The sequence below is a fragment of the Knoellia aerolata DSM 18566 genome, from assembly GCF_000768695.1.
GTDB lineage: Bacteria > Actinomycetota > Actinomycetes > Actinomycetales > Dermatophilaceae > Knoellia > Knoellia aerolata.
The window spans coordinates 1-22073 of the sequence record NZ_AVPL01000036.1 but is presented as its reverse complement, the minus strand read 5'-3'; the positions used below and the strand labels follow the sequence as shown (position 1 = coordinate 22073).

Annotated in this window: 14 protein-coding genes; 13 read left to right on the top strand and 1 reads right to left on the bottom strand. The window is 72.3% G+C overall.

The genetic code is table 11. The annotated features are described in order from the left end of the window. The 12 genes from asnB (at position 1) to N801_RS12615 (ending at position 17243) form a co-directional block, all read left to right on the top strand. The gene (gene asnB, locus N801_RS12670) at positions 1–1911 is read left to right on the top strand and encodes an asparagine synthase (glutamine-hydrolyzing) (protein WP_035938340.1); all 1911 of its coding nucleotides are present in this window, start codon (positions 1–3) and stop codon (positions 1909–1911) included. Further along, complete coding sequence (locus N801_RS12665) at positions 1908–4091, top strand: bi-domain-containing oxidoreductase (protein ID WP_035938338.1); 2184 nt, start codon at positions 1908–1910, stop codon at positions 4089–4091. The genes asnB and N801_RS12665 overlap by 4 nt, the downstream gene beginning before the upstream one ends. After that, on the top strand, positions 4088–6154 hold the full coding sequence (locus N801_RS12660) for a heparinase II/III family protein (RefSeq protein ID WP_084108887.1): 2067 nt from the start codon (positions 4088–4090) through the stop codon (positions 6152–6154). The genes N801_RS12665 and N801_RS12660 overlap by 4 nt, the downstream gene beginning before the upstream one ends. Next, on the top strand, positions 6151–7755 hold the full coding sequence (locus tag N801_RS12655; RefSeq protein WP_035938335.1) for a Wzz/FepE/Etk N-terminal domain-containing protein: 1605 nt from the start codon (positions 6151–6153) through the stop codon (positions 7753–7755). Before N801_RS12660 ends, N801_RS12655 begins: the two co-directional genes overlap by 4 nt. Next, complete coding sequence (locus N801_RS12650; protein WP_035938333.1) at positions 7752–9491, top strand: GumC domain-containing protein; 1740 nt, start codon at positions 7752–7754, stop codon at positions 9489–9491. Before N801_RS12655 ends, N801_RS12650 begins: the two co-directional genes overlap by 4 nt. Then, entirely contained in the window at positions 9488–10753 is a 1266-nt protein-coding gene (locus tag N801_RS12645) for an O-antigen ligase domain-containing protein (RefSeq protein ID WP_156996755.1), read from the top strand. Before N801_RS12650 ends, N801_RS12645 begins: the two co-directional genes overlap by 4 nt. Positions 10754–10832: 79 nt before the next feature. Next, the gene (locus tag N801_RS20320; protein WP_084108884.1) at positions 10833–12050 is read left to right on the top strand and encodes an HAD-IIIA family hydrolase; all 1218 of its coding nucleotides are present in this window, start codon (positions 10833–10835) and stop codon (positions 12048–12050) included. Then, positions 12050–13201, top strand: coding sequence for a glycosyltransferase family 4 protein (locus N801_RS12635; RefSeq protein ID WP_211254731.1), 1152 nt, complete (start codon positions 12050–12052; stop codon positions 13199–13201). The genes N801_RS20320 and N801_RS12635 overlap by 1 nt, the downstream gene beginning before the upstream one ends. Then, positions 13198–14310 carry an NAD-dependent epimerase/dehydratase family protein gene (locus N801_RS12630; RefSeq protein ID WP_035938330.1) on the top strand — a complete coding sequence of 371 codons (1113 nt, stop codon included), beginning with the start codon at positions 13198–13200 and terminating at the stop codon, positions 14308–14310. The genes N801_RS12635 and N801_RS12630 overlap by 4 nt, the downstream gene beginning before the upstream one ends. Then, positions 14307–15011, top strand: a complete 705-nt coding sequence (locus N801_RS12625) for a nucleotidyltransferase family protein (RefSeq protein ID WP_035938327.1) — start codon at positions 14307–14309, stop codon at positions 15009–15011. The genes N801_RS12630 and N801_RS12625 overlap by 4 nt, the downstream gene beginning before the upstream one ends. Further along, complete coding sequence (locus N801_RS12620) at positions 15008–15997, top strand: GHMP family kinase ATP-binding protein (protein ID WP_035938325.1); 990 nt, start codon at positions 15008–15010, stop codon at positions 15995–15997. The genes N801_RS12625 and N801_RS12620 overlap by 4 nt, the downstream gene beginning before the upstream one ends. Before the next feature lies 1 nt (position 15998). Then, positions 15999–17243 (top strand): glycosyltransferase family 4 protein, encoded by a 1245-nt coding sequence (locus tag N801_RS12615; protein WP_035938323.1) that lies wholly within the window; start codon positions 15999–16001, stop codon positions 17241–17243. 50 nt (positions 17244–17293) lie between these two features. Here the strand turns inward: N801_RS12615 and N801_RS19840 are convergent, their stop codons facing one another. Continuing rightward, entirely contained in the window at positions 17294–17929 is a 636-nt protein-coding gene (locus N801_RS19840; protein ID WP_052112961.1) for a phosphatase PAP2 family protein, read from the bottom strand. Between the two features lie 170 nt (positions 17930–18099). Here N801_RS19840 and N801_RS12605 point away from each other — a divergent pair. Further along, positions 18100–22073, top strand: a 3974-nt coding sequence (locus tag N801_RS12605) for a DUF4082 domain-containing protein (RefSeq protein ID WP_084108881.1), incomplete at its 3' end; no start/stop codon positions are given.

Below are 22073 nucleotides of genomic sequence, written 5' to 3'. Positions count from 1 at the left end.
ATGTGTGGCATCGCCGGCGCGTACCAGCAGCAGGACGGCAAGGAGCTCGTGACCGCGATGGTCGACCGGATGTCGCACCGGGGCCCGGACGCCGGTGCCGTCGTCGAGGTCGTGGAGCCCGACACCGCGGTCGTCCTCGGCCACCGGCGGCTGGCGATCATCGACCTGTCCCGAGCCGCCGACCAGCCGTTCGCCAAGGGAGGGTTGACGCTCACCTACAACGGCGAGCTCTACAACCACCGCGAGCTGCGGCGCGAGCTCGAGGGCCGGGGCGTGCGCTTCGCGACGACCTCCGACACCGAGGTCGTGCTCGAGGCGTGGCGTGTGTGGGGACCGCAGGCGCTGCAACGGTTCCGCGGGATGTACGCGTTCGGCATCCACGACGAGCGCACCGGGAGCCTGACGCTCGCGCGGGACCCGTTGGGCATCAAGCCGCTCTACGTCATGTCGCGGGGCGAGGGCATCCTCTTCGCCTCCGAGCTCAAGGCGATCGTCACCGCGGTCGGGCCGGAGCTCGAGATCGACCCGGCCGCGATGGTCGCCTCGGTCCTCTACTACTGGGTCCCGCAGGAGCTCGACGCCTTCCGTGGCGTGCACCGCCACCGGGCCGGTGGCTGGACCGAGTACCGGCGCGACGGCTCCGTGACGGACGGCTGCTTCTGGGACACGGCAGCGGAGGCGGCGCAGGCCGCGCAGGGTCCCCGAGCCGACATCGGCGAGGTCGTGGCCGCCTCCGTCGAGGCGCACCTCGTCGCGGACGCACCGGTCGCGTCGTTCCTCAGTGGTGGCCTCGACTCGAGCATCGTCACCGCGCTGGCCCACCGCAGCGACCCGTCGATCGAGGCCTACACCATCGCGTTCCGTCCGGAGGACCAGCGGCTCGAGTCGATGCCCGACGACGCGCGCTACGCCCGGCGCCTCGCGGACCACCTCGGGATCCGTCTGCACGAGATCGAGATCCGCCCCGACGTCGTCGACCTGCTCCCGCGGATGGTCGACATCCTCGACGAGCCGATCGGTGACCCGGCCGCCATCAACACCCTGCTCATGTGCGACGCCGCGCGGGACGCCGGCGTCAAGGTGCTGCTCTCCGGGATGGGGGCCGACGAGCTGTTCGGCGGCTACCGCAAGCACCTCGCGATGCTCGTCGCCGGGCGCTACCAGCAGGTGCCACGGGTCCTGAGGTCCGGGGTGGGGGCGGCGGTGCGTGCGCTCCCGGTCGCGGTCGGGGGCCGGGGCCTGCGCACGGTGCGGTGGGCGCAGCGGTTCCTCACCTTCGCGGAGCTCCCCGAACAGGAGGCGTTCCGGCGCAGCTACACGCTCTACGACCCCGACGAGCTCACCGGTCTGCTCGACCCCTCGCTGGCCGGCGACGTCGGCACCGTCCTCGACCGCCACCGGTGGGTGTACGACGACAACGACCTCGACGACGTCGTGAGCCGGATGTGCCTCGCGGACACGCGGATGTTCATGCCGGGCCTCAACCTCACGTACACGGACCGCGCGAGCATGGCCGCGTCCACCGAGGTGCGGGTCCCCTTCGTCGACCCCATCGTGTTCCGGGCCGCGTTCTCGCTCCCGGGCACCGAGAAGATCCGCGGCCGGCAGCAGAAGGCGGCGCTCAAGGACGCTGCCCGCGCGTGGCTGCCCGACGAGATCATCGACCGCCCCAAGGCGAGCTTCGGGGCACCCCTGCGGGCCTGGGTGACCAACGACCTCCGCGAGCTCGTCGACGACGTGCTCCTGCGGGGTGAGCTGGTCGGCAGCGGGTTCCTGCGCGCCGAGCCGCTGCAGCGCCTCGTGGACGACCAGCGGGCCGGCCGTCGCGACGAGTCCAAGCAGGTGTGGCAGCTGCTCTGCCTCGAGCTCTGGTACCGCAACGCCCGCGAGGCCGGGGTGGGGTCGTCATGAAGCAGGTGGGGCAGAACTACCGGTCGGGGGAGCTCGTCGTGCTCGACGTGCCCGAGCCGGCCTGTCGGCCCGGCGGTGTCCTCGTGCGCTCGCTCTTCTCGCTCATCTCGACGGGCACCGAGCTCATGAAGGTCACGGAGGCCCGGCTCTCGCTCGTGGGGAAGGCCCGGGCGCGGCCCGACCAGGTGCGGAAGGTGCTCGACTCGATGGCCCAGCAGGGCCCGGTAGCGACCTACAAGAAGGCGGTCACCAAGCTCGACAGCTACACCCCGCTCGGGTACTCGCTGTGTGGTGTCGTCGTCGAGGTCGGCGCCGGTGCGGAGGAGTTCGCCGTCGGCGACCTCGTCGCGGCGGCGGGCAACGAGTTCGCCCTCCACGCCGAGGTGAACTGGGTCCCCGTCAACCTCTGCGTGCCGGTTCCCGAGGGGGTCGCCCCCGAGCACGCGGCCTTCGCGACGGTCGGTGCCATCGCCCTGCAGGGCGTGAGGCAGGGGGAGCCGCAGCTCGGCGAGATGGCGTGCGTCATCGGCCTCGGCCTCGTCGGCCAGCTCGTCGTGCGCCTGCTCGTCGCGGCCGGCGTGCGCGTCGTCGGCATCGACACGGTCGACGAGCGCTGTCGCATGGCGGAACGCGCCGGGGCACTCAGCTGCGCGTCCCCGGACCCGGAGGGTGCGGCATACGCGGAGCAGGTGATCCGCACGGCGACCGGCGGCCTCGGCGCGGACCACGTCTTCCTCGCGGCCGGAGGCAGCACCAACGGCCCCGTCGAGCTCGCCGCTCGGCTCGCTCGCGACCGGGCGCGGGTCGTGGACATCGGCAAGACGCGTCTCGACCTGCCGTGGAACGCCTACTACGAGAAGGAGCTCGACGTCCGCTTCTCCCGCTCCTACGGTCCCGGGCGCTACGACGACCGGTACGAGCTCGACGGGATGGACTACCCGGCCGGGTACGTCCGCTGGACCGAGCGGCGCAACCTCGGCTGCTTCCTCGACCTGCTCGCGAGCGGGTCGGTGGAGGTCGGGTCCCTCGTGTCGGCGACGCGTCCCATCGCGGACGCCGCGGGAGTCTACGAGGAGCTGCGGACCGGGTCCCTCCGCGGTGTCGGCTTCCTCCTCGAGTACCCCCGGGTCGAGCCCAGCCCTCGTTCGGGGAGCCGGGCCGCGGTGACGAACGGCGCCCGCGTCCCCTCGGTCACCCGGCGTCCGACCCGGACACGCGCCGACACGGTCCGGCTGGGCTTCATCGGGGCCGGCAGCTACGCCTCGTCGATGCTCCTGCCGCACCTCGCGCGACACCCCGGAGCGACGCTCGGCACGGTGGCTACGACGAGGTCGCTGTCGGCGGTCAACGCACGGCGGACGTTCGGCTTCGAGTCGGTGACGACCGATGCAGAGGACGTCCTCGCCGACCCCGACATCGACGCCGTCTTCGTCGTCACCCGGCACCACTCGCACGCCGCCTTCGTCTGCAAGGCCCTCGAGCACGGCAAGGCCGTCTTCGTCGAGAAGCCCCTCGCTCTCACCCGGGCCGAGGTCGACGGCATCCTCGAGGTCGTCGCGCGGACGGGCAACGACCGGGTGATGGTCGGGTTCAACCGTCGCTTCGCCCCCCTCCTCGGTGGGCTGCGCCAGCGCTTCGGCCCGACCAGCGGTCCCGTCAGCCTGAGGTACCTCGTCAACGCGGGCCGGATGGCCGCGGGAAGCTGGTACCTCGACGAGCACCTCGAGGGGTCGCGCTGGCTGGGCGAGGGTGGGCACTTCGTCGACACCGTGAGCTGGTGGGTGGGACACCACCCGGTCGAGGTCAGTGCCCTCTCGACCCCTGACGGGTCCGACCTGCACGCGAGCCTGCGCTTCGAGGACGGATCGGTCGCGACGATCACGTACTCGACCTCCGGCGACGCCCGGGTCCCGAAGGAGCACCTGGACGTCTCCGGTGGCGGTCGCAACGCGTCGCTCGACAACTTCACCCGCGCGACGGTCTGGACCCGTGCCGGACGCGAGTCCAAGCGCTCGTTCACGGGTCAGGACAAGGGGCAGCGCGCCGAGCTCGACGCCTTCCTCGAGGCGGCCCGGCTCGGCGCTGCCATGCCGATCGCGCTGGACTCGCTCGTCGCGACGACGCGCGCGACCCTCGCGGTGGGCGAGAGCCTCACCTCGGGACGGGCGGTGGCGCCATGAGCCGTCCGGTCACCTGGTACGCGCAGCGGCTGCTCCGGATGTCCCCGGCGGAGGTCGCCTGGCGGGTCGGCGACCACGCCCAGCAGGTGGTGTGGGCGCCGCGCCGGGTGCGCCCCGGCGACCCGTTCCCGCCCGCCGAGGGGCTGCTCGCGCCGCGTGTGCTCGCCTCGCCGGTGCCGCCGGGGACGCGCCAGCAGGTGCCGCCTGAGTCCGCCCTCCGGCTCGTCGCCGCGGCGGACCGGCTGCTCGCGGGGGAGTGGGACGTCCTCGGCAGCTCTCGGCCCGATGTCGTCGACCCCGACTGGTTCCTCGACCCGGTCACCGGCCGCCGGGCGCCGAGCGACGTCCCGTCCTTCGGCATCGACCACCGGGACGAGCACGTCACCGGCAACGTCAAGGCCGTGTGGGAGCTCTCGCGCCACCACCACCTCACCGTGCTCGCCGCGGCCTGGTGGCTGACGACGGACCCGCGGTACGCCGAAACCGTTGCGGCACAGCTGCGTTCGTGGTGGGCTGCCAACCCGTTCCTCACTGGCATCCACTGGACGAGCGGGATCGAGCTCGGGGTGCGGCTGACGAGCTGGGTGTGGGTGCGTCGCCTGCTCGACGACTGGCCCGGCGTGGCGGCGCTCTTCGAGGAGAACCCGGTGGCACTGGCGCAGGTGCGCTGGCACCAGGAGTACCTCACCGCGTTCCGCAGCCGTGGCTCGTCCGCGAACAACCACGCCGTCGCCGAGGCGGCCGGTCGGGTCGTTGCGGCGTGCGCGTTCCCGTGGTTCGCCGAGAGCGAGGGCTGGCGGCGGGACGCCACCCTCCAGCTGGAGCGCTCGCTCACCGCGAACACGTTCCCGAGCGGCGTGAACCGCGAGCTCGCCAGCGACTACCACCGGTTCGTCGCCGAGCTCGGCCTCGTCGCCCTCGTCGAGGCCGACGCCTCGGGACACCCTCTGTCGACCGGGGCCAGGGACGTCCTCGTGCGTGCCCTCGACGCCGGTGCGGCGATGCTCGACGTGGCGGGGCGCCCGCCCCGCCAGGGCGACGGGGACGAGGGACGGGCGCTCGTGCTCGACGACCCCGACGAGAACCCGTGGACGTCGCTCCTCTCCCTCGGGGCCCGGACCGTCGGGGGGTGCGCGTGGTGGCCCTCCGTCACGGACGGCGTGGCCAGCACGCTCCTCGGGTCCCTGGTGTCCAGCACCGCACCGGTGCACGCCGACCGCCCGGCCACCCCGCCGCGTCACTTCAAGGACGCGGGGCTCACGCTGCTCCGCAGTGCGCCCGGGGACGGTCCCGAGCTGTGGTGCCGTTGCGACGGCGGGCCGCACGGCTTCCTGTCGATCGCCGCCCACGCCCACGCCGACGCCCTCTCCGTCGAGGTTCGCCACGACGGGGTCGAGTTGCTCGTCGACCCGGGGACGTACTGCTACCACGGTGAGCCGGAGTGGCGGAGGTACTTCCGCTCGACGCGAGCCCACAACACGGTCGAGGTCGACGGCGTCGACCAGGCGGTGGCGGCCGGCCCCTTCATGTGGAGCACCCACGCCGACGCCGCCGTCGACCACGTCCGCGCCGGGCTGGAGCGACCGCAGACCTGGCGCGCCCACCACACGGCCTACGCGCGTCTGCACCCCTCGCTGCGCCACGACCGCCGCGTGACCCTCGACGGGCCGGGGCAGCGGCTCATCGTGACGGACAACATCGCCGGCGTGCCGTCGCACACCCTGCGGATGTTCTGGCACGTCGGACCGGACGTCGAGGTCGGCCTCGAGGACGGGGTGGCGGACCTGGCGTGGACGGGGCGCGACGGGGAGCCGTCCCACGCTCGGCTCGTGCTGCCGGCGGGACTCGACTGGTCCGCCCACCGGGGGGAGACCGACCCGCCACTCGGCTGGTACTCGCCCCGCTTCGGGACGCGGGTCCCGACGACGACGCTCGTCGGAGCGGGGGCGTGGACGTCGACGCTCGACCTGCGGACCGCGCTCGTCATCGTGCCCTCCACCGTGGGGGCTGCGCCGGTCCGGGCGGCACCCCTCGCCGTCCGGACCGGGGGGGAGGCGTCATGACCGAGGAGGCAGTCGACCTCCGGTCGATGTGGGCCGTCCTGCGTCGGCGCACCGCCGTCCTCCTCGTGGCCGCGCTCCTCGGGGCTGCGGCCGGTGTGGGACTGCTGGTGCTCGTCCCCCCGGCGTTCACCAGCACGAGCGTCGTGCTCCTCCCCGCGGTGTCACAGTCCGGCTCGGGTCGCATGGGCGGCTACGACGCCGAGACCCAGGTGCTCATCGTCACCAGCTCGGAGGTCCTGTCCCGCGCTGCTCGCACGGTGAAGCCCTCGCTGCCCGTGAGTGAGGTCGCCGACCGGGTCAGCGTGGACGCACCGGCATCAGCGGTCCTGCGGATCACCGCCGCCGGGACGACCGGGGCGCGGGCGGAGGCCCTCGCCTCCGCCGTCGCGGGCGCGCTCGTCGCCTACCTCGAGGAGACGCGGGGGACCCTGCTCGCCGCCCAGCGGGGGCAGCTGCAGGAGCGCCTCGACACGCTCGTCGCGAGCCTCGACGCGGTCACGGCCGAGATCACGGCGACCACGGCCCGGATCGCCAGGAATGGAAGCACGACGACGGCCGGCCTGGCGGACGCTGCCGCCGTCGCCGACCTCACGGCGGTGCGGGCCTCGACGGTCCTGGACGTCGAGGCGCTCCGGAAGCAGCTCGCCGGTGAGGGCGACACCGAGGCATCGGTGCCCGCCGGGGCGACTGTCATCCAGGCGGCGTCGCCGGGCACGCAGTCGGGGTTCGTCACCGACGTGCTCCTCCACGTCCTCGGTGGTGCCGCGCTGCTCCTCGTGCTCACCGCCAGCGTCGTGATCACGGCGAACCGACGGGACCCCAAGCTGCGCTCCCGCGACGAGATCGCCGACTCCGTCGGGATCCCCGTGGTCGCGTCGCTGCGGGTCCGACCCCCTCGCACGGCCGGCGCCTGGGTGGACCTGTTGCGCACCTACGACCCGGACAGTGCCGACGGGTGGGGCCTGCGCCGCCTCCTGCACGGGCTGGTCCCCGACGCCGGCAAGGAACGCGTGTCGTCCGGGCCCTTCGTCCTCGTCATCCTCTCGATGAGTGGTGACCCCGCGGGCCTTGCGGTCGCGCCCCAGGTTGCCTCGTTCGCGGCGTCCACCGGCGTCACGACGCAGCTCCACCCCGCCCAGCAGCCCGGCTCGGCCGCCACCCTGTGGCTGGCGTGCGCCCAGGCCTCGAAACAGGGGAACCTCCGGCCCGCACTCACCGTCGCCGGCGGTGCAGACGCCGAGGGTGCCGACGCCGAGGGTGCCGCCGAGCTCGTGGTGCGGCTCGTCGTGCTCGACCGGGACGCCCCCCTGCCGGACTCCGCCTCGGTGGCGGGACACGCGGTGCTGCTCGCCGTCAGCTCTGCCTCGGCCACCCGCCGGAACCTCGCCGACGTCGTCGTCGCCGTGGACCGGGTCGGGCGTGAGGTGGAGGGCATCGTCGTCGCCAACCCCGACCCGCTCGACCGGACGATGGGTCGCCTGGCAGCCCCGGAGTCGACCGGATCGCCAGCACTCCCGACGCGGATCACGTCCCGCGCCGCTGGAGGGGCGGGGCCGGCCAGGGCCCCCCGCCTCGGTGACCTCGAGGGGAGGCACCGGTGAGCGGGCCGGTCTGGCGCATCGACGACGAGGACGGCGACCCCGACCTGACGGGCGCGCCGAGTCCTCTGCTCGTCACCGTCAGGACGCTCGGGGCCGCCCTCGCGCGCACGTGGTCGACCGTGCTCGCGGTGTGCTGCCTGGGGGTCCTCGTCGGGCTGGGCGTCCTCAGCATGGTTCCCCATCCGGTGTCCGCGACGGCCACCCTGCTCATGGTGGCGCCCAACCCGGACGACGCCTCGGCCATGACGACGGACATCAGCCTCCTGCAGACCCGCGCCGTCGGTGAGCGCGTCATCGCCGAGCTCGACCTCGAGGAGTCGCCGGAGTCGCTGCTGTCCACCGTGACGGCGACCCCCGTGAGCAACCAGATCATGACGGTGTCCGTCGACGGTCCCGACGACGACGAGGCGCTCAGGCGGGCCACGTCGGTCGTCGCGCACTTCCTGGAGTTCCGCGCCGAGCAGCTGCGGACGGTGTCCGCCGGGCTCGTCGCCGGGTACGAGAGGCGCATCGCGTCCCTGCAGGCCCGAGTGGGCGAGCTCACCCGGGAGTACGACCGGGCCTCGGCGGCCACCGTGGACCAGGTGCGGCTCAGCGACATCGTCACCGAACGAGCTGCCCTCGGCACCCAGGTCACCGACCTCCAGCGGTCCATCGAGGACGCCACTCTCGCCTCCGACGCGGCGGTGAGCGCGACGCACGTCATCGACGAGCCGGCCGCCACCCCCTTCGGGTCCCGGCGACAGGTCGTCCTCGTCGGCGCGTCGGGCGGCCTGGTCGGTGGGGTCCTGGCGGTCGGGACGATCCTGCTGCGCACGCTGACCAGCGAACGCCTGTACCGCCGGCGTGACGTGGCCTCCGCCCTCGGTGTACCCGTCCGGGTGGGGGTCGGCACCATCCCTTCGGGCGGGCGGCTGAGCCGGATCTGGACGGCCGTCACGCGAGGGATCGCCACGGTCCTGAGGGGGCACCCCCGACGCTGGAGCGAGCCTCTGCGCAGCCGCCGTCGTGAGGCACTGGTGCAGGGTCTGCGCGCCGCGCTGCCGTCGCCGCTCGGCACGCCCGAATGGGATGAGCACGTCGGCGGCGCCGGTGCGCGCGCCGGGGAGCGGTCGGGGCCGACGAGCCTCGGGCTGGCGCCGATGGACCGCGCTGCGACCGGCGCGACCGTCCTCCGAGCCCTCGCCGACCGGCTCGTCGAGCGGGGTGGGCGGGTCCTGCTCGTCGACCTCACGGCCTCCGGAGCCCTCGTCGGCACGCGGGCCACCGAGCCGACCGAGGCGCCGGTGGACGGTCCCGGGGCACTGACGCTCTTCCGTCCCGAAGGAGACCCCGCGCTGACGCCGGGTCCCCTCCCGGGGCCACGCCGCCGAGGCCCGTCGCCCGAGGGGCTCGACAGGCTGTCAGCCGTGTGGGACGAGGTCGACGTCGTCCTCGCCCTCGTCGAGGTCGACCCCGGGCTCGATCTCGACGTCCTCGCCACGTGGGTCGACCAGGTGGTCCCCCTCGTCACGGCGGGCCGGACCAGCCGCGAGCTCCTCACGACGATCGCCTCCCTGGTCGCCGAGGCCGGCGTCGACCTTCCCTTCGCGCTCCTCGAGGGCGCCGACCGCAGTGACCGGTCGTCCGGTCGCGGCGCGCCCAGCGGGGAGGAACCGGCTGACCTTCCCGCCGACGAGCGACCCGGGGAACCGGTCGCCGACGCGACCAGGGTGAGGGCGGTGCACGCGCGATGAGTACGCCCACGCTGCGCGAGCAGCGGCCACTGACGGTCGGTCGTCGTCATCGACTGGGTCGTCACGCACGCCGCGAGACCCACTTCGCTCCGGTACCACGGCTGGTGCTCCTGTCGTGGGCCGCACTGTTGTTCAACGTCCTCACGCCGGGCGGCGCCGAGACGATCATCCCGCTGCCCGGTCCGGTGGCCCAGGTCATGGCGCAGGGGGCCCTGCTCGTGGCCCTCGTCCTCGCACTCCTCGCGAACCCGCGCCTCGTCCTGCGGCCCCACGCCGTGCTCGTGCTGCTCAGCGTCCTGGCGCTCATGTCGCTGGTCGTGAGCCTGCACAGCGAGTTCATCGTCGGGGCCGTGTACCGCAGCCTGCGCCTCCTGGGTTTCGTCACGGTCCTCTGGCTCCTCTCCCCGTGGTGGGGGCGACGCGACCTCGTCCTGCTCCGGGCCCACCGGCTGTGCCTCGGTGTGGTCCTCGCCAGCGTCCTCGTGGGGGCCGCCCTCGCACCCGGCAAGGCGTTCGCCGTGGACGGGCGCCTCGGCGGAACGGTGTGGCCCGTGCCGCCCACGCAGGTGGCGCACTACGCCGCCGTGATCTTCGGAACCACCGTCATCCTCTGGATGTGTCGGGTCGTCACCGGCCCGCACGCCCTGGCCGTCGGGACGGTGTCCACCGTGGCCCTCATCGGGACGCACACCCGCACGGCGCTCCTCGGCGCGCTCCTCGGTCTGGCCGTCGCCTCCGCCAGCCTCTTCCTGGGGCACGCGCGGGTGCGACGGGTGTCGGTGTCCACCCTCCTCGGGATCGTCGTCGGGACGTTGGTCTTCGCGCCGCAGGTCATCACCTGGCTGGCGAGGGGCCAGTCGAGCGGGGAGGCCAGCAGGCTCACGGGGCGTACCGACGTGTGGGCGGACGTCTTCGCGACACCCCGACCGCTGTGGGAGCAGTTCCTCGGCACCGGACTGTCGAACAAGTCCTTCGACGGGCTCCCCATCGACAGCAACTGGGTGGCCACGTACGTCGACCAGGGGTGGGTGGGAATGATGCTGGAGGCGAGCATCCTCGTCGTGCTGCTCCTGGCCGCCGCCACCCACGTGCGAGGCCCTCGTCGAGCACTCGCCCTCTTCCTCGTCGTGTACTGCATCGTCGCGTCGGTCACCGAGACGGGGCTGGGGGACGCCTCGCCCTACCTGCTCGACCTCGCCGTGGCCGCCTCCCTGCTCGCGTCCGCACCCGGCCGCAGCCCGACGACGGGACCGGGCGCGTGAACGGACCCCAGACCCCGGCCGGCACGCCCGGCACCACGACCGCCGGCGCGTTGCCGCCCCGCAGGAGGAGGAACCCACGATGACCGCACGAACCAACGGCGAACGCCCGGCACGCAGGCCCGGAGTCCTGCTCGACCGGGACGGGACGATCATCGAGGACTCCGGGTACGTCGGGAGGATCCGCGACGTCCGTTTCCTCGACGGCGCCGTCGACGCCATCGCGCGACTGAACGCGAGCGGTCTTCCGGTCGCCGTCGTGACGAACCAGGCCGGCGTCGCGCGCGGCTACTACGAGCTCGAGGACGTCCACCTCGTCCACAAGCACCTCGACGCCGAGCTCGCCGCGCACGGGGCGCACGTCGACCTCTGGCTGTTCTGCCCCTATCACCCCGACGGGATCGTGCCCGCCTTCGCCCGGTCGAGCGCGGACCGCAAGCCCGGGCCCGGTATGGCGCTCGCCGCCGCCGACGCCCTCGGCCTGGACCTGGCGTCGTCCTGGGTCGTCGGCGACAGTCCGTGTGACGTCGGCCTCGCCCGGTCCGTCGGCGCCCGTGGCCTGTGGATCGACACCTCCGACCGCGACCCCGGCCCCGGGGTGCGGCGGGTGCCGGACCTGGCCGCCGCCGTCGACACGGTGCTCGGGGACATCGCCAGCCGTCCGGGCAGGGCTGCGCAGGAGCGCTTCCCGACCCGGCGCTACGACAGCGGTGCGGACTTCGCTCGCCACTACTCGGACGAGCTGACGGGCGCCATGGCCGGCATCGACCCGGTCGGCTTCGAGAGGGCCGCGGACATCCTGTCGCTCGCCTACCTCGAGGACCGTGCGGTGTTCGCCTGCGGCAACGGCGGCTCGGCGTCGATCGCCAACCACCTGCAGTGCGACCACGGCAAGGGCGTCCGCGTCGGCACCGGGCTCCGGACCCGGGTGGTGAGTCTCAGCACGAACGTCGAGATCCTCAGCGCCATCGCGAACGACATCGGCTACGACGCGGTGTTCGAGTACCAGCTCGAGTCCCAGGCGCGAGAGGGTGACGTGCTCGTCGTCATCTCCTCCTCGGGGCGTTCGCCCAACGTCGTCCGGGCCCTGCGCTGGGCGCGGGCCCACGGCATGCGCACCGTCGCCATGACCGGGTTCACGGGTGGTCCCTCCCGCGAGCTCGCCGACGCGTCGATCCACGTCGACGCCCACAACTACGGGGTCGTCGAGGACGCCCACCAGGCGTGCATGCACCTCCTGGCCCAGTACGTCCGCCAGTCGCTCATGGCGGACGCCGACGTCGCGGTGCAGGTCTTCTGATGATGCGGGTCGCGATCAACCTCCTCACCGACGACCCGGGTGCGCCCTCCGGCGCGCACTGGTTCTGGAAGCAGGTGATCCGGGAGATGGATCCCCTTCTGGGCGAGGACGAGGAGCTGCACCTCCTCGTCAGCCCGCGGATCCGCCACGAGCACTCCGGGTACGGGCCCCGCGTCCGTCACGTCACGTTCCCGTGGTCCAACGAACGCCGGTCGCTGCGAACCCTGAGCGAGCAGCTCTACGCCCCGGTCCGCCTGCCACGGGCGCGGATCGACGTGTTCAACACCCTCATCGCCCCCCTCGTCCGGCCGGCCCCGGGAGTCGTCGCGCACTTCAAGACGCTGCACGCGTTCACGACACCGTCGGCCATCAACCCGGCCGTGCGCCTCTACCGGCGCACCGGGTACCCCCACACGGCGAAGGTGGCCGATGCGGTGATCATCAACTCCGAGAGCCTGCGCCGTGAGGTCGAGGAGCACCTGGACGTCGACCCGGGCAAGCTCCGCCTCGTCCCCGAGGCCGTCGACCACGAGGTCTTCCGGCCCGGTGACCCGGCGGAGGCCGCGTCCCGGCTGCGTCGGGAACGGGGCATCGAGGGTCCGTTCGTCCTCTTCGTCTCCTCGCTCTGGCCGTACAAGAACGTCGAGGGGCTGCTGCGCGCGTTCGCGATCGCGCGCCGGGACCTGGCGGGCCACCGGCTCGTCGTCGTCGGTGGCGCCGCGGACGCCGACTATGCGACCCGGCTGCGGGTACTCGCCCACGACCTCGGCGTCACCGACTCGGTCGTGTGGGTGGGAGGGATCCGTCACCACGAGACGCTTCCCTTCTATCGCGCCGCAGACGCGTTCGTGTACCCGTCGCACAACGAGACGTTCGGACTGCCGATCCTCGAGGCGATGGCCGTCGGCTGTCCCGTCGTGACCTCCGACTGCAGTGCGATGCCGGAGACGGCGGGTGGGGCGGCGCTCCTGGCCGACCCCGGCGACCCGGCGGCCCTGGCCCGCGCGATCGTCGCCGCCTGCGGGGACGAGGGGCCCCGGCTCCGCGATCTCGGCCCCTCGCGAGCGGGGCAGTTCACCTGGGCTGCGACGGCCAAGGCCACCCTCGAGGTCTACCGCGAGGTGCACGCTGCACGGGGAGGCCGGCGATGAAGGTCCTCGTCACCGGTGGCGCCGGGTTCATCGGGTCCCACACGACCGACCGCCTGGTCCGTGAGGGCCACGAGGTGACCGTGCTCGACGCCCTCGTGGCACCCGTGCACCGGGACGGCGTGCCCAACCACCTCACCCCCGGAGCCGACCTCTTCGTCGGCGACGTCCGCAACCGCGAGCTGCTGGCGAACCTCCTCCGTCGGGTCGACGCCGTCTACCACTTCGCCGCCTACCAGGACTACCTGCCCGACTTCTCCCGGTTCACGGACGTCAACGTCGTCAGCACCTCGCTCATCTACGAGATCGCCGTGTCGGAGGGGCTCGACCTGCGACGGGTGGTCGTCGCGTCCTCCCAGAGTGCGATGGGGGAGGGCCTGTACCGGTGTGCCCGGGACGGTGAGCAGACCCCGGGGATGCGTTCCGAGGAGTCACTCAGGGCGGGGGAGTGGGAGCTCCCGTGCCCGGTCTGCGGCGGACCGCTGGAGATGATGCGCACACCGGAGCGGGTGTCCAACCCGCAGAACGCCTACGGGATGTCGAAGTACGGCGAGGAGATGGTCGCGCTCAACCTCGGTCGGCGCTACGGCATCCCCACGGTGGCGCTCCGGTACAGCATCGTCCAGGGGCCGCGGCAGTCGGTCTACAACGCCTACTCCGGCGCGTGCCGGATCTTCTGCCTGCACTACCTCCTGGGTGGCGCGCCGACCCTGTACGAGGACGGGGAGATGGTGCGGGACTTCGTCAACGTCCACGACGTCGTCGAGGCCAACCTGCTCGTCCTCGAGGACCCCCGAGCCGTCGGCCGAGCCTTCAACGTCGGTGGTGGGACGGCATACACGACAAGGGAGTTCGCCGAGATCGTCCGTGCGCACTACGGATCGGCGGAGTCGGCCCGCGTCACCGGTGCCTACCGCTTCGGCGACACCCGGCACATCTTCTCGGACGTGTCGGCCCTCGAGGGACTGGGCTGGACGCCGTGGCGCACTCCCGCAGACTCCGTCGCCGAGTACGCCGAGTGGCTCAAGGGCATGCCGGGGCTCGAGAAGGTGCTGGCCGACGCCGACGCGACGATGACGTCGCTCGGCGTGGTCCGGGAGGTGACCCGGTGAAGGCCTTCGTCCTCGCCGCCGGGCTCGGAACGAGACTTCGCCCGCTCACCGACCACGTGCCGAAGTGCCTCGTCCCGGTGGGCGGACGACCCCTCCTCGACCTGTGGCTCGACGGACTGCACGACGCCGGGATCGACGACGTCCTCGTCAACGTGCACCACATGGCGGACCGGGTCCGAGCGCATCTCGCCGGTCGCCGGGGGGCGCCCCGGGTGCGGGTGAGCCACGAGCCCACCCTGCTGGGGAGCGCTGGGACCCTCGTCGCCAACCGGGAGTTCGTCGGGTCCGACGAGATCTTCCTGGTCGTCAACGGGGACAACCTCACCGACTTCGACGTGCGTGCGCTGGTGTCCGCCCTGGAGGGTGCACCGGAGGCGGAGGCCGCCATCGCCGTCTTCCACGCGCCCCGGCCCGAGGCCTGCGGCATCCTCGAGGTGACCGGCGGTGTCGTCACCTCCTTCGAGGAGAAGCCCAGCGCCCCCCGCAGCGACCTCGCGAACGCGGGCATGTACGCGTTCCGTCGCTCCGTCCTCGATCTCGTCCCGGTGCGCACGCCGGTGGACATCGGGACCGACCTGCTCCCGCTGCTCGTCGACCGCGCGGTGGCCGTGCCCATCGGGACGGCCTTCCTCCTCGACATCGGAACCCCCGAGGCCCTGTCGCGGGCCGAGGCCGAGTGGCCGGACCGAGGTGTCGCGTGATCGTCACCCAGACCCCCCTGCGCGTCGGGCTCGTCGGCGGAGGGACCGACCTGCCCTCGTACTACCGCCAGCACGGCGGGCGGGTCCTCAACGCCGCGATCGACAAGTACGTCTACGTCGTGGTGAAGCAGCGCTTCGACGACGACATCTACATCAACTACTCCCGCAAGGAGATCGTGTCCGAGGTCGAAGAGGTCGAGCACGACCTGGTGCGCGAGGCCATGCACATGGCCGGGGTCCGCGGCGGTGTCGAGATCACGACCCTCGCGGACATCCCGTCGGCCGGCTCGGGACTCGGCTCGTCCTCGTCCGTCACCGTGGGCCTCCTGCACGCCCTCTTCACCTACCAGGGGCGCCAGGTGTCCGCGGAGGAGCTGGCCGACCGTGCGTGCACGATCGAGATCGACCGCTGCGGTAAGCCGATCGGCAAGCAGGACCAGTACGCCGCCGCCTACGGGGGGATCTGCGACCTGCGGTTCGGGCCCGGTGACTCCGTCGTCGCCGAGCCGATCCACCTCTGCCACGAAGAGCTCCGGCACTTCCAGCGTCAGCTCATGCTCTTCTACACCGGCATCACGCGCACCGCCGACACGATCCTCGGCGAGCAGAAGGCCAACGTGCCGCAGCGCCTGGCCCAGCTCCACCAGCTGCGCGACCTCGCCCAGGAAGCGGTCTCCGGTCTCAGGGGCGGCTTCCCCGATGCCGTGGGTATCGCGCTCGGGAAGAGCTGGGACGCCAAGCGCCAGCTCGCCCAGGGCGTCTCGAACGCCGCCCTCGACGCGGCGGTCGAGGGCGCGATGGGGGCCGGCGCGACCGGGGCGAAGATCACCGGAGCAGGCGGCGGCGGTTTCGTCCTCGTGGTCTGTCCCGTCGAGCACCAGCGCGCCGTGCGGGCCGCCCTGGCTCCCATGAGGGAGCTGCCGGTCTCCATCGACCCGTTCGGCTCGCGCGTCATCTTCAACGTCCACCGGAACATCTGGAGCTGACATGACGAGCTCAGCCGACACCGACCTCCGGGAGCCGCGACAGCGGCCGCCGACGCAGGGCACGGCGCAGGTCGGCGCGGTCGAGCTGCCCGTGGTCATCGCGACCATCGCGCGGGAGCGCGGCATCACGGGGGTGCACACCCATGTCCGCCAGCTCAAGGGCTACCTGGCGCGGGAACGTCGTCCCGTTGAGGTCGTCACGCCCCACAGCTGGGCCGCCGGACGGCGTCGGCCCCTCCTGCCGATCCTCGCAGTCCTCTTCGGCGCCCGGCTCGTCCTCGAGCGGGCGTACGGCCCGGCCAACGTGTCGTGGTACCGCCGTTCGCACGAGTACTTCCTCCGTCGCGCCCTGAGCCGTCGTCTCGCGGACGCCGGTCCGTGCACGGTGTACGCGCAGTGCCCGGTGTCCGCAAGGGCCGCCCTCGACGCTCGGTCGGGACCGCACCAGCGGGTCGTCCTCGCCGTCCACTTCCGCATCTCGCAGGCCGACGAGTGGGCGGACAAGGGCCAGATTCCCCGGGACGGCCGTGTCCACCGGTCGATCCGCCGTACCGAACGATCCGTCGTCCCCCGCGTCGACGGGCTGGTGTTCGTGTCCCAGTGGGCGCGCGAGGCGCTCGTCGACTGGCTTCCGGAGGCAGCAGGACCCCGTCACGTCGTCCTGCACAACTTCGTCGAGGCTCCTGCTCGTGCGCCGTCCCCTGCGGTCCGCGGCGACCTCGTCAGCGTGGGCAACCTCGAGGCGGTGAAGAACCACCGGTTCCTCCTTCGCGTGCTCGCGGCCGCGAAGCGAGGCGGGTACACGTACTCGCTCGACGTGTTCGGCGAGGGGGTGGAGCGACCCCGGCTCCTGGCCCTCGCCCACGATCTCGGCGTCGAGGGTCAGGTGCGCCTCCACGGGTTCCGCGACGACGTCCAGGTTCTCCTGCCCGGCTACCGGGTGTACGTCCACGCCTCGTACTCGGAGTCGTCGTCCTTGGCGATCATGGAGGCGATGGCGGCAGGTCTGCCCGTCGTGTCGAGCCCGATCGGCGCCCTCACCGAGCTCTTCCGCGAGCCCGACGAGGGCAGGTTCTGGCCGATCGACGACCCGGAGCGCGCCGCGAACATCCTCGTCGGCCTCCTGGAGGACCACGACGAGCTGGATCGGGCGGGGCGGGCGGCGCGGGCGCGTTTCGACCGCGAGTACGACGCCGACGTCGTCGCACCCCAGTTGCTCGCCTTCCTGGGGGAGGTCCGACGATGACTCTCGCGCGACGGGACGGTGCGGGACACTGCGCAGTGGACCGGGGCTGCCTAGCGGTCGTGTGCCAGCCGGCGGAGCGTGGACCGGCTGGCGCCCGTGACCAGGGCCAGGGCCAACAGCCCCCCGCCGAGGACGTCGGTCGGCCAGTGAGCCACGGTGATGACGAGGGCCGCGGCCATCAGTCCGGCCGGCACGGCCAGGCTGGCCCACCACCACCAGCGCACGCGCGGCCACACCATCAGCAGAGCTCCGCCGAGAAAGACGACCACCGCCAGCATGTGTCCCGAGGGGTAGCTCCCACCGCCGGGTTCGAGGTAGCCGTGGGGGTCGGGCCGGGCGAGCACGAGCTGGAGGAGACGGAGGGCGGCCACACCGGCCACCGAGAGTGTGGCGCCGAAGGCCATCGGCCACCACGACCGCCTGAGCGCACAGACGCCGACGACCGTCGTCGCGAACAGGACCATGACGTGGAGCGGCCGCAGCCGGGACATCCACGGGCTCCAGGTGTTCTGGAGGTCGCCCCACCACGCGTCGGTGGGACGGAAGTGGTGTGCGATCCGCAGGTCGAGGGTGTCGGCGGACCCCGTGGCCACGACCAGGGTCAGCGCGAGGAACGGGACGACGAGGCCGAGCGCCAGCAGTGTGGAGCCTCGGTGCGCCCGCCCGCTTCCCGCTCGCTGCTCCATGACACCACCGCCTGCTCGGTCCGTCGGGCCGGCGCCCCTCGGCGCGCCCATCGCCCCATGCTCCTACGGCTCCCGCGACTCGGTGGTCGAGTCGGCGCAACCGAGGTCGCCCGCACCGTCCCATCCGTCCCGTTCCCCAGCTCAACGAGCTGCACCGAGAGGACCACGTCATGAGGCTCTTCGACCGACGGCCCACGACATCCGGGCATCGCGCGGTCGTCGCCGCAGTCGGTGCCCTCTGCCTCCTCCTCGCGGTGGGGGTGGGGGCGCTGCCGGCGAGCGCCGCCGACCCGTGCCTCCCGCCCGTCAGCGTCATCGCGTGCGAGAACAGCAAGCCGGGAAACCCGTCGAGTGAGTGGCAGATCTCCGGTGCGGGCTCCTCGACGATCCAGGGCTTCGCGACGTCGATGAGCGTCAACCCCGGTGACACGGTGCGCTTCAAGATCAGGACCCCCGCGACGCGCTACCACATCGATATCTACCGGATGGGGTACTACCAGGGCAACGGCGCCCGGCGGGTCGTCGCCGGGCTGCAGCCCTCGGCGACGCTCCCGCAGACCCAACCGACGTGCCTCAACGACACCGCGCCGACCGGCCTCGTCGACTGCGGGAACTGGGCCGTCTCGGCGTCCTGGGCGGTGCCGTCGACCGCGGTCTCCGGGGTGTACCTCGCGCGCCTCATCCGTGACGACACCAGCGGTACGAGCCACATCACCTTCGTCGTCAAGAACGACGCGGGCCGCTCGGACATGCTCTTCCAGACGTCGGACCAGACCTGGCAGGCCTACAACACCTTCGGCGGGAACAGCACGTACAGCTGTCAGTCGAACTGCCCGCCGGGCAACCCGACCACGTACAAGGGCGCGTCGAAGGTGTCGTACAACCGACCCTTCAACACGGCCGTGGACTCCGTCCCGAGCTGGCTGATGTCCGCCGAGTACCCCATGATCCGCTTCCTCGAGGCCAACGGGTACGACGTGTCGTACACCTCGGGGGTCGACGTCGGCACGCCGGCCGGGGGCGCGCTGCTCACCAACCACAAGGTCTTCCTGTCCGTGGGTCACGACGAGTACTGGTCGGGACCGCAGCGGGCCAACGTCGAGGCGGCCCGGGACGCAGGGGTCAACCTGGCGTTCTTCAGCGGGAACGAGGTGTTCTGGAAGACGCGCTCCGAACCCAGCATCGACGGCACCGGCACCGCGAACCGCACGCTGGTCACCTACAAGGAGACCCACTACGACGGCGTCGTCGACCCCCAGGGCCCGCCGACCTGGACCGGGACGTGGCAGGACCCGCGGTTCAGCCCTCCCAGTGACGGGGGGCGGCCCCAGAACGCCCTCACCGGCCAGCTGTTCACCGTGAACTCGGGCAGCACGGACATCAAGGTCCCAGCGCAGTACGGCGGACTGAGGTTCTGGCGCAACACGTCGGCGACGTCCCTCGCGCCCGGGCAGACGCTCACGCTGGCCCCCGGGCAGGAGGCCCTCGGCTACGAGTGGGACGTGGAACCCGACAACGGCTTCCGCCCGGCCGGGCTCTTCAACCTGTCCTCCACGACCTACACCAACGCGGAGGCCTTCACCGACTACGGCAGCACCGTCCAGGCCGGGAGCACCGCCACCCACCGCATGTCGCTCTACCGGGCAGCGAGCGGGGCGCTGGTGTTCGGTGCCGGCACCGTGCAGTGGTCCTGGGGTCTCGACGACCCCTTCTCCACCCCCGACAGGAACATGCGGCAGGCGACGGTCAACCTCTTCGCGGACATGGACGCACAGCCGTACGCCCTCGGCTACACCGGACTCGTCCTGGCGACCAAGTCCACCGACACCATTGCGCCGACCTCGACGATCACCTCCCCGGATGCGGGGGCGAGCGTGGGCGACGGCACGTCCATGACCATCAACGGCACCGCGGCGGACAGCGGCGGCGGTGTCGTCGCCGCCGTCGAGGTCTCGACGGACGGCGGCACCACCTGGCACCGGGCCAACGGAACGACGACCTGGAGCTACACCTGGGTGGCGCACGGCAACCCGACGACCACCCTGCGCTCGCGGGCCGTCGACGACAGCGCCAACATCGAGGTTCCGTCCGCCGGACGTCAGCTCGCCGTGGGCTGCACCTGCTCCATCTGGGGGACGGCGTCGACGCCGGGTCAGGTCGACTCCGGGAGCGCCACCGCGGTGGAGGTCGGCGTGAAGTTCCGCTCCGACGTGTCCGGACGCGTGAGCGGGGTCCGGTTCTACAAGTCGTCGAGGAACACCGGGACCCACGTGGGCAACCTCTGGACCACGAGCGGGACGCGGCTCGCGACGGTGACGTTCGCGAACGAGACCGCGTCGGGCTGGCAGCAGGCCCTGTTCTCGACCCCGGTGGCGATCAACGCCAACACCACGTACGTCGTGTCGTACTTCGCGCCGAACGGGCACACCGCGCAGGACGTCAACTACCTGTACCCGAACCCCTCTCCGCGTCCGGACGCCCGGAGCCACGTGGACAGCCCGCCGCTGCACGCGCTGCGCAACACCAACGGGGTCGTCAACGGCCTCTACCGGAACGCCGCATCCAGCGGTTTCCCCACGGCGACGGACAGCGCGACCAACTACTGGGTCGACGTCATGTTCACGCAGAACACCGGTCCCGCGACGGTTCCCGGGGCCCCCACCGGTGTCCAGGCGACACCGGGCAACGGTTCGGCGGTCGTGGCGTGGTCCGCACCCCCGGACGGTGGCAGCGCCATCACCGGGTACACGGTCACCCCGTTCATCGGATCGACCCCGCAGCCCACCAGGACGGTCACGGGCAACCCACCGGCGACGAACGTGACGGTCCCCGGCCTCGTCAACGGGACGGCATACACGTTCACGGTGCGGGCCACGAATGTGGCGGGCACGGGTCCGGCATCGGCGGAGTCCAACAGTGTGACGCCGGCTGCCGTCAGCTGCTCGTCGTGCTCCCTCTGGCCCTCCTCCGCCGTCCCGTCGACACCCGATCAGGGCGACCCGAACTCCATCGAGGTCGGGGTCAAGTTCCGGGCCGACCTCAACGGGGAGATCATGGGCCTGCGGTTCTACAAGGCTCCCCTCAACACCGGCACGCACGTCGGCAGCCTGTGGACGGCGTCCGGGACGAGGCTTGCCTCGGTGACGTTCGGCAGCGAGACGGCCTCCGGGTGGCAGCAAGCCCTCTTCTCGACGCCCGTGCAGATCACCGCGGGGACGCTCTACGTGGCTTCGTACTTCGCACCGAACGGCCGCTACCCCGGTGACGGCGGCTTCTTCGCCGGTCAGGGTGTGGACTCCGGCCTGCTCCATGCCCCGGCCGACGGGGTGAGCGGCGGCCAGGGCGTCTACCGGTACGGGACGAGCAGCGGGTTCCCGACGAGCACCTACAACTCCGAGAACTACTGGGTCGACGTCGTGTACTCGACGGGCGGACCCGGCGTTCCCAAGGCCCCGAGCGGCGTCATCGCGACGGCAGGTGACGAGTCGGCTGTCGTGTCGTGGACCGAGCCCGCTGACGGTGGCAGCCCGATCACCGGCTACACGGTCACCCCCTACATCGGGGGTACCGCGCAGACACCCACGACGGTCACCGGCAACCCGCCCGCGACGACGACCACGGTGAGTGGACTCACCAACGGCACGGCGTACACGTTCCGTGTGGCAGCCATCAACGCCTTCGGCTCGGGCGCCGCCTCGACCTCCTCGAACACGGTCACACCGCGGGTCCCGAGCCCTCCGACGGCCCCCACGGACGTGGTCGCCACCGCCGGGGACGGATCCGCAGTCGTGTCGTGGAGCGCTCCGTCGAGCACCGGCGGTGGGCTCATCAGCTACACCGTCACGCCGTACATCGGGAGCGTGGCGCAGGAGCCCACGACGTTCAGCGGCAACCCGCCGGCGACGACCACGACGGTGACCGGGCTGACCAACGGCACCGCGTACACCTTCCGCGTCTCGGCCACCAACCCGGTGGGCACCGGCCCGCTGTCGGCGGCGTCGAACCCGGTCACGCCCACGCCCTCGACCGTTCCGGGGGTCCCGACCGCGGTGAGCGCGGTTGCGGCGGATGCCTCGGCGGTGGTGTCCTGGAGCGCGCCCGCGAACGGTGGCAGTGCGATCACCGGGTACACGGTGACGCCGTA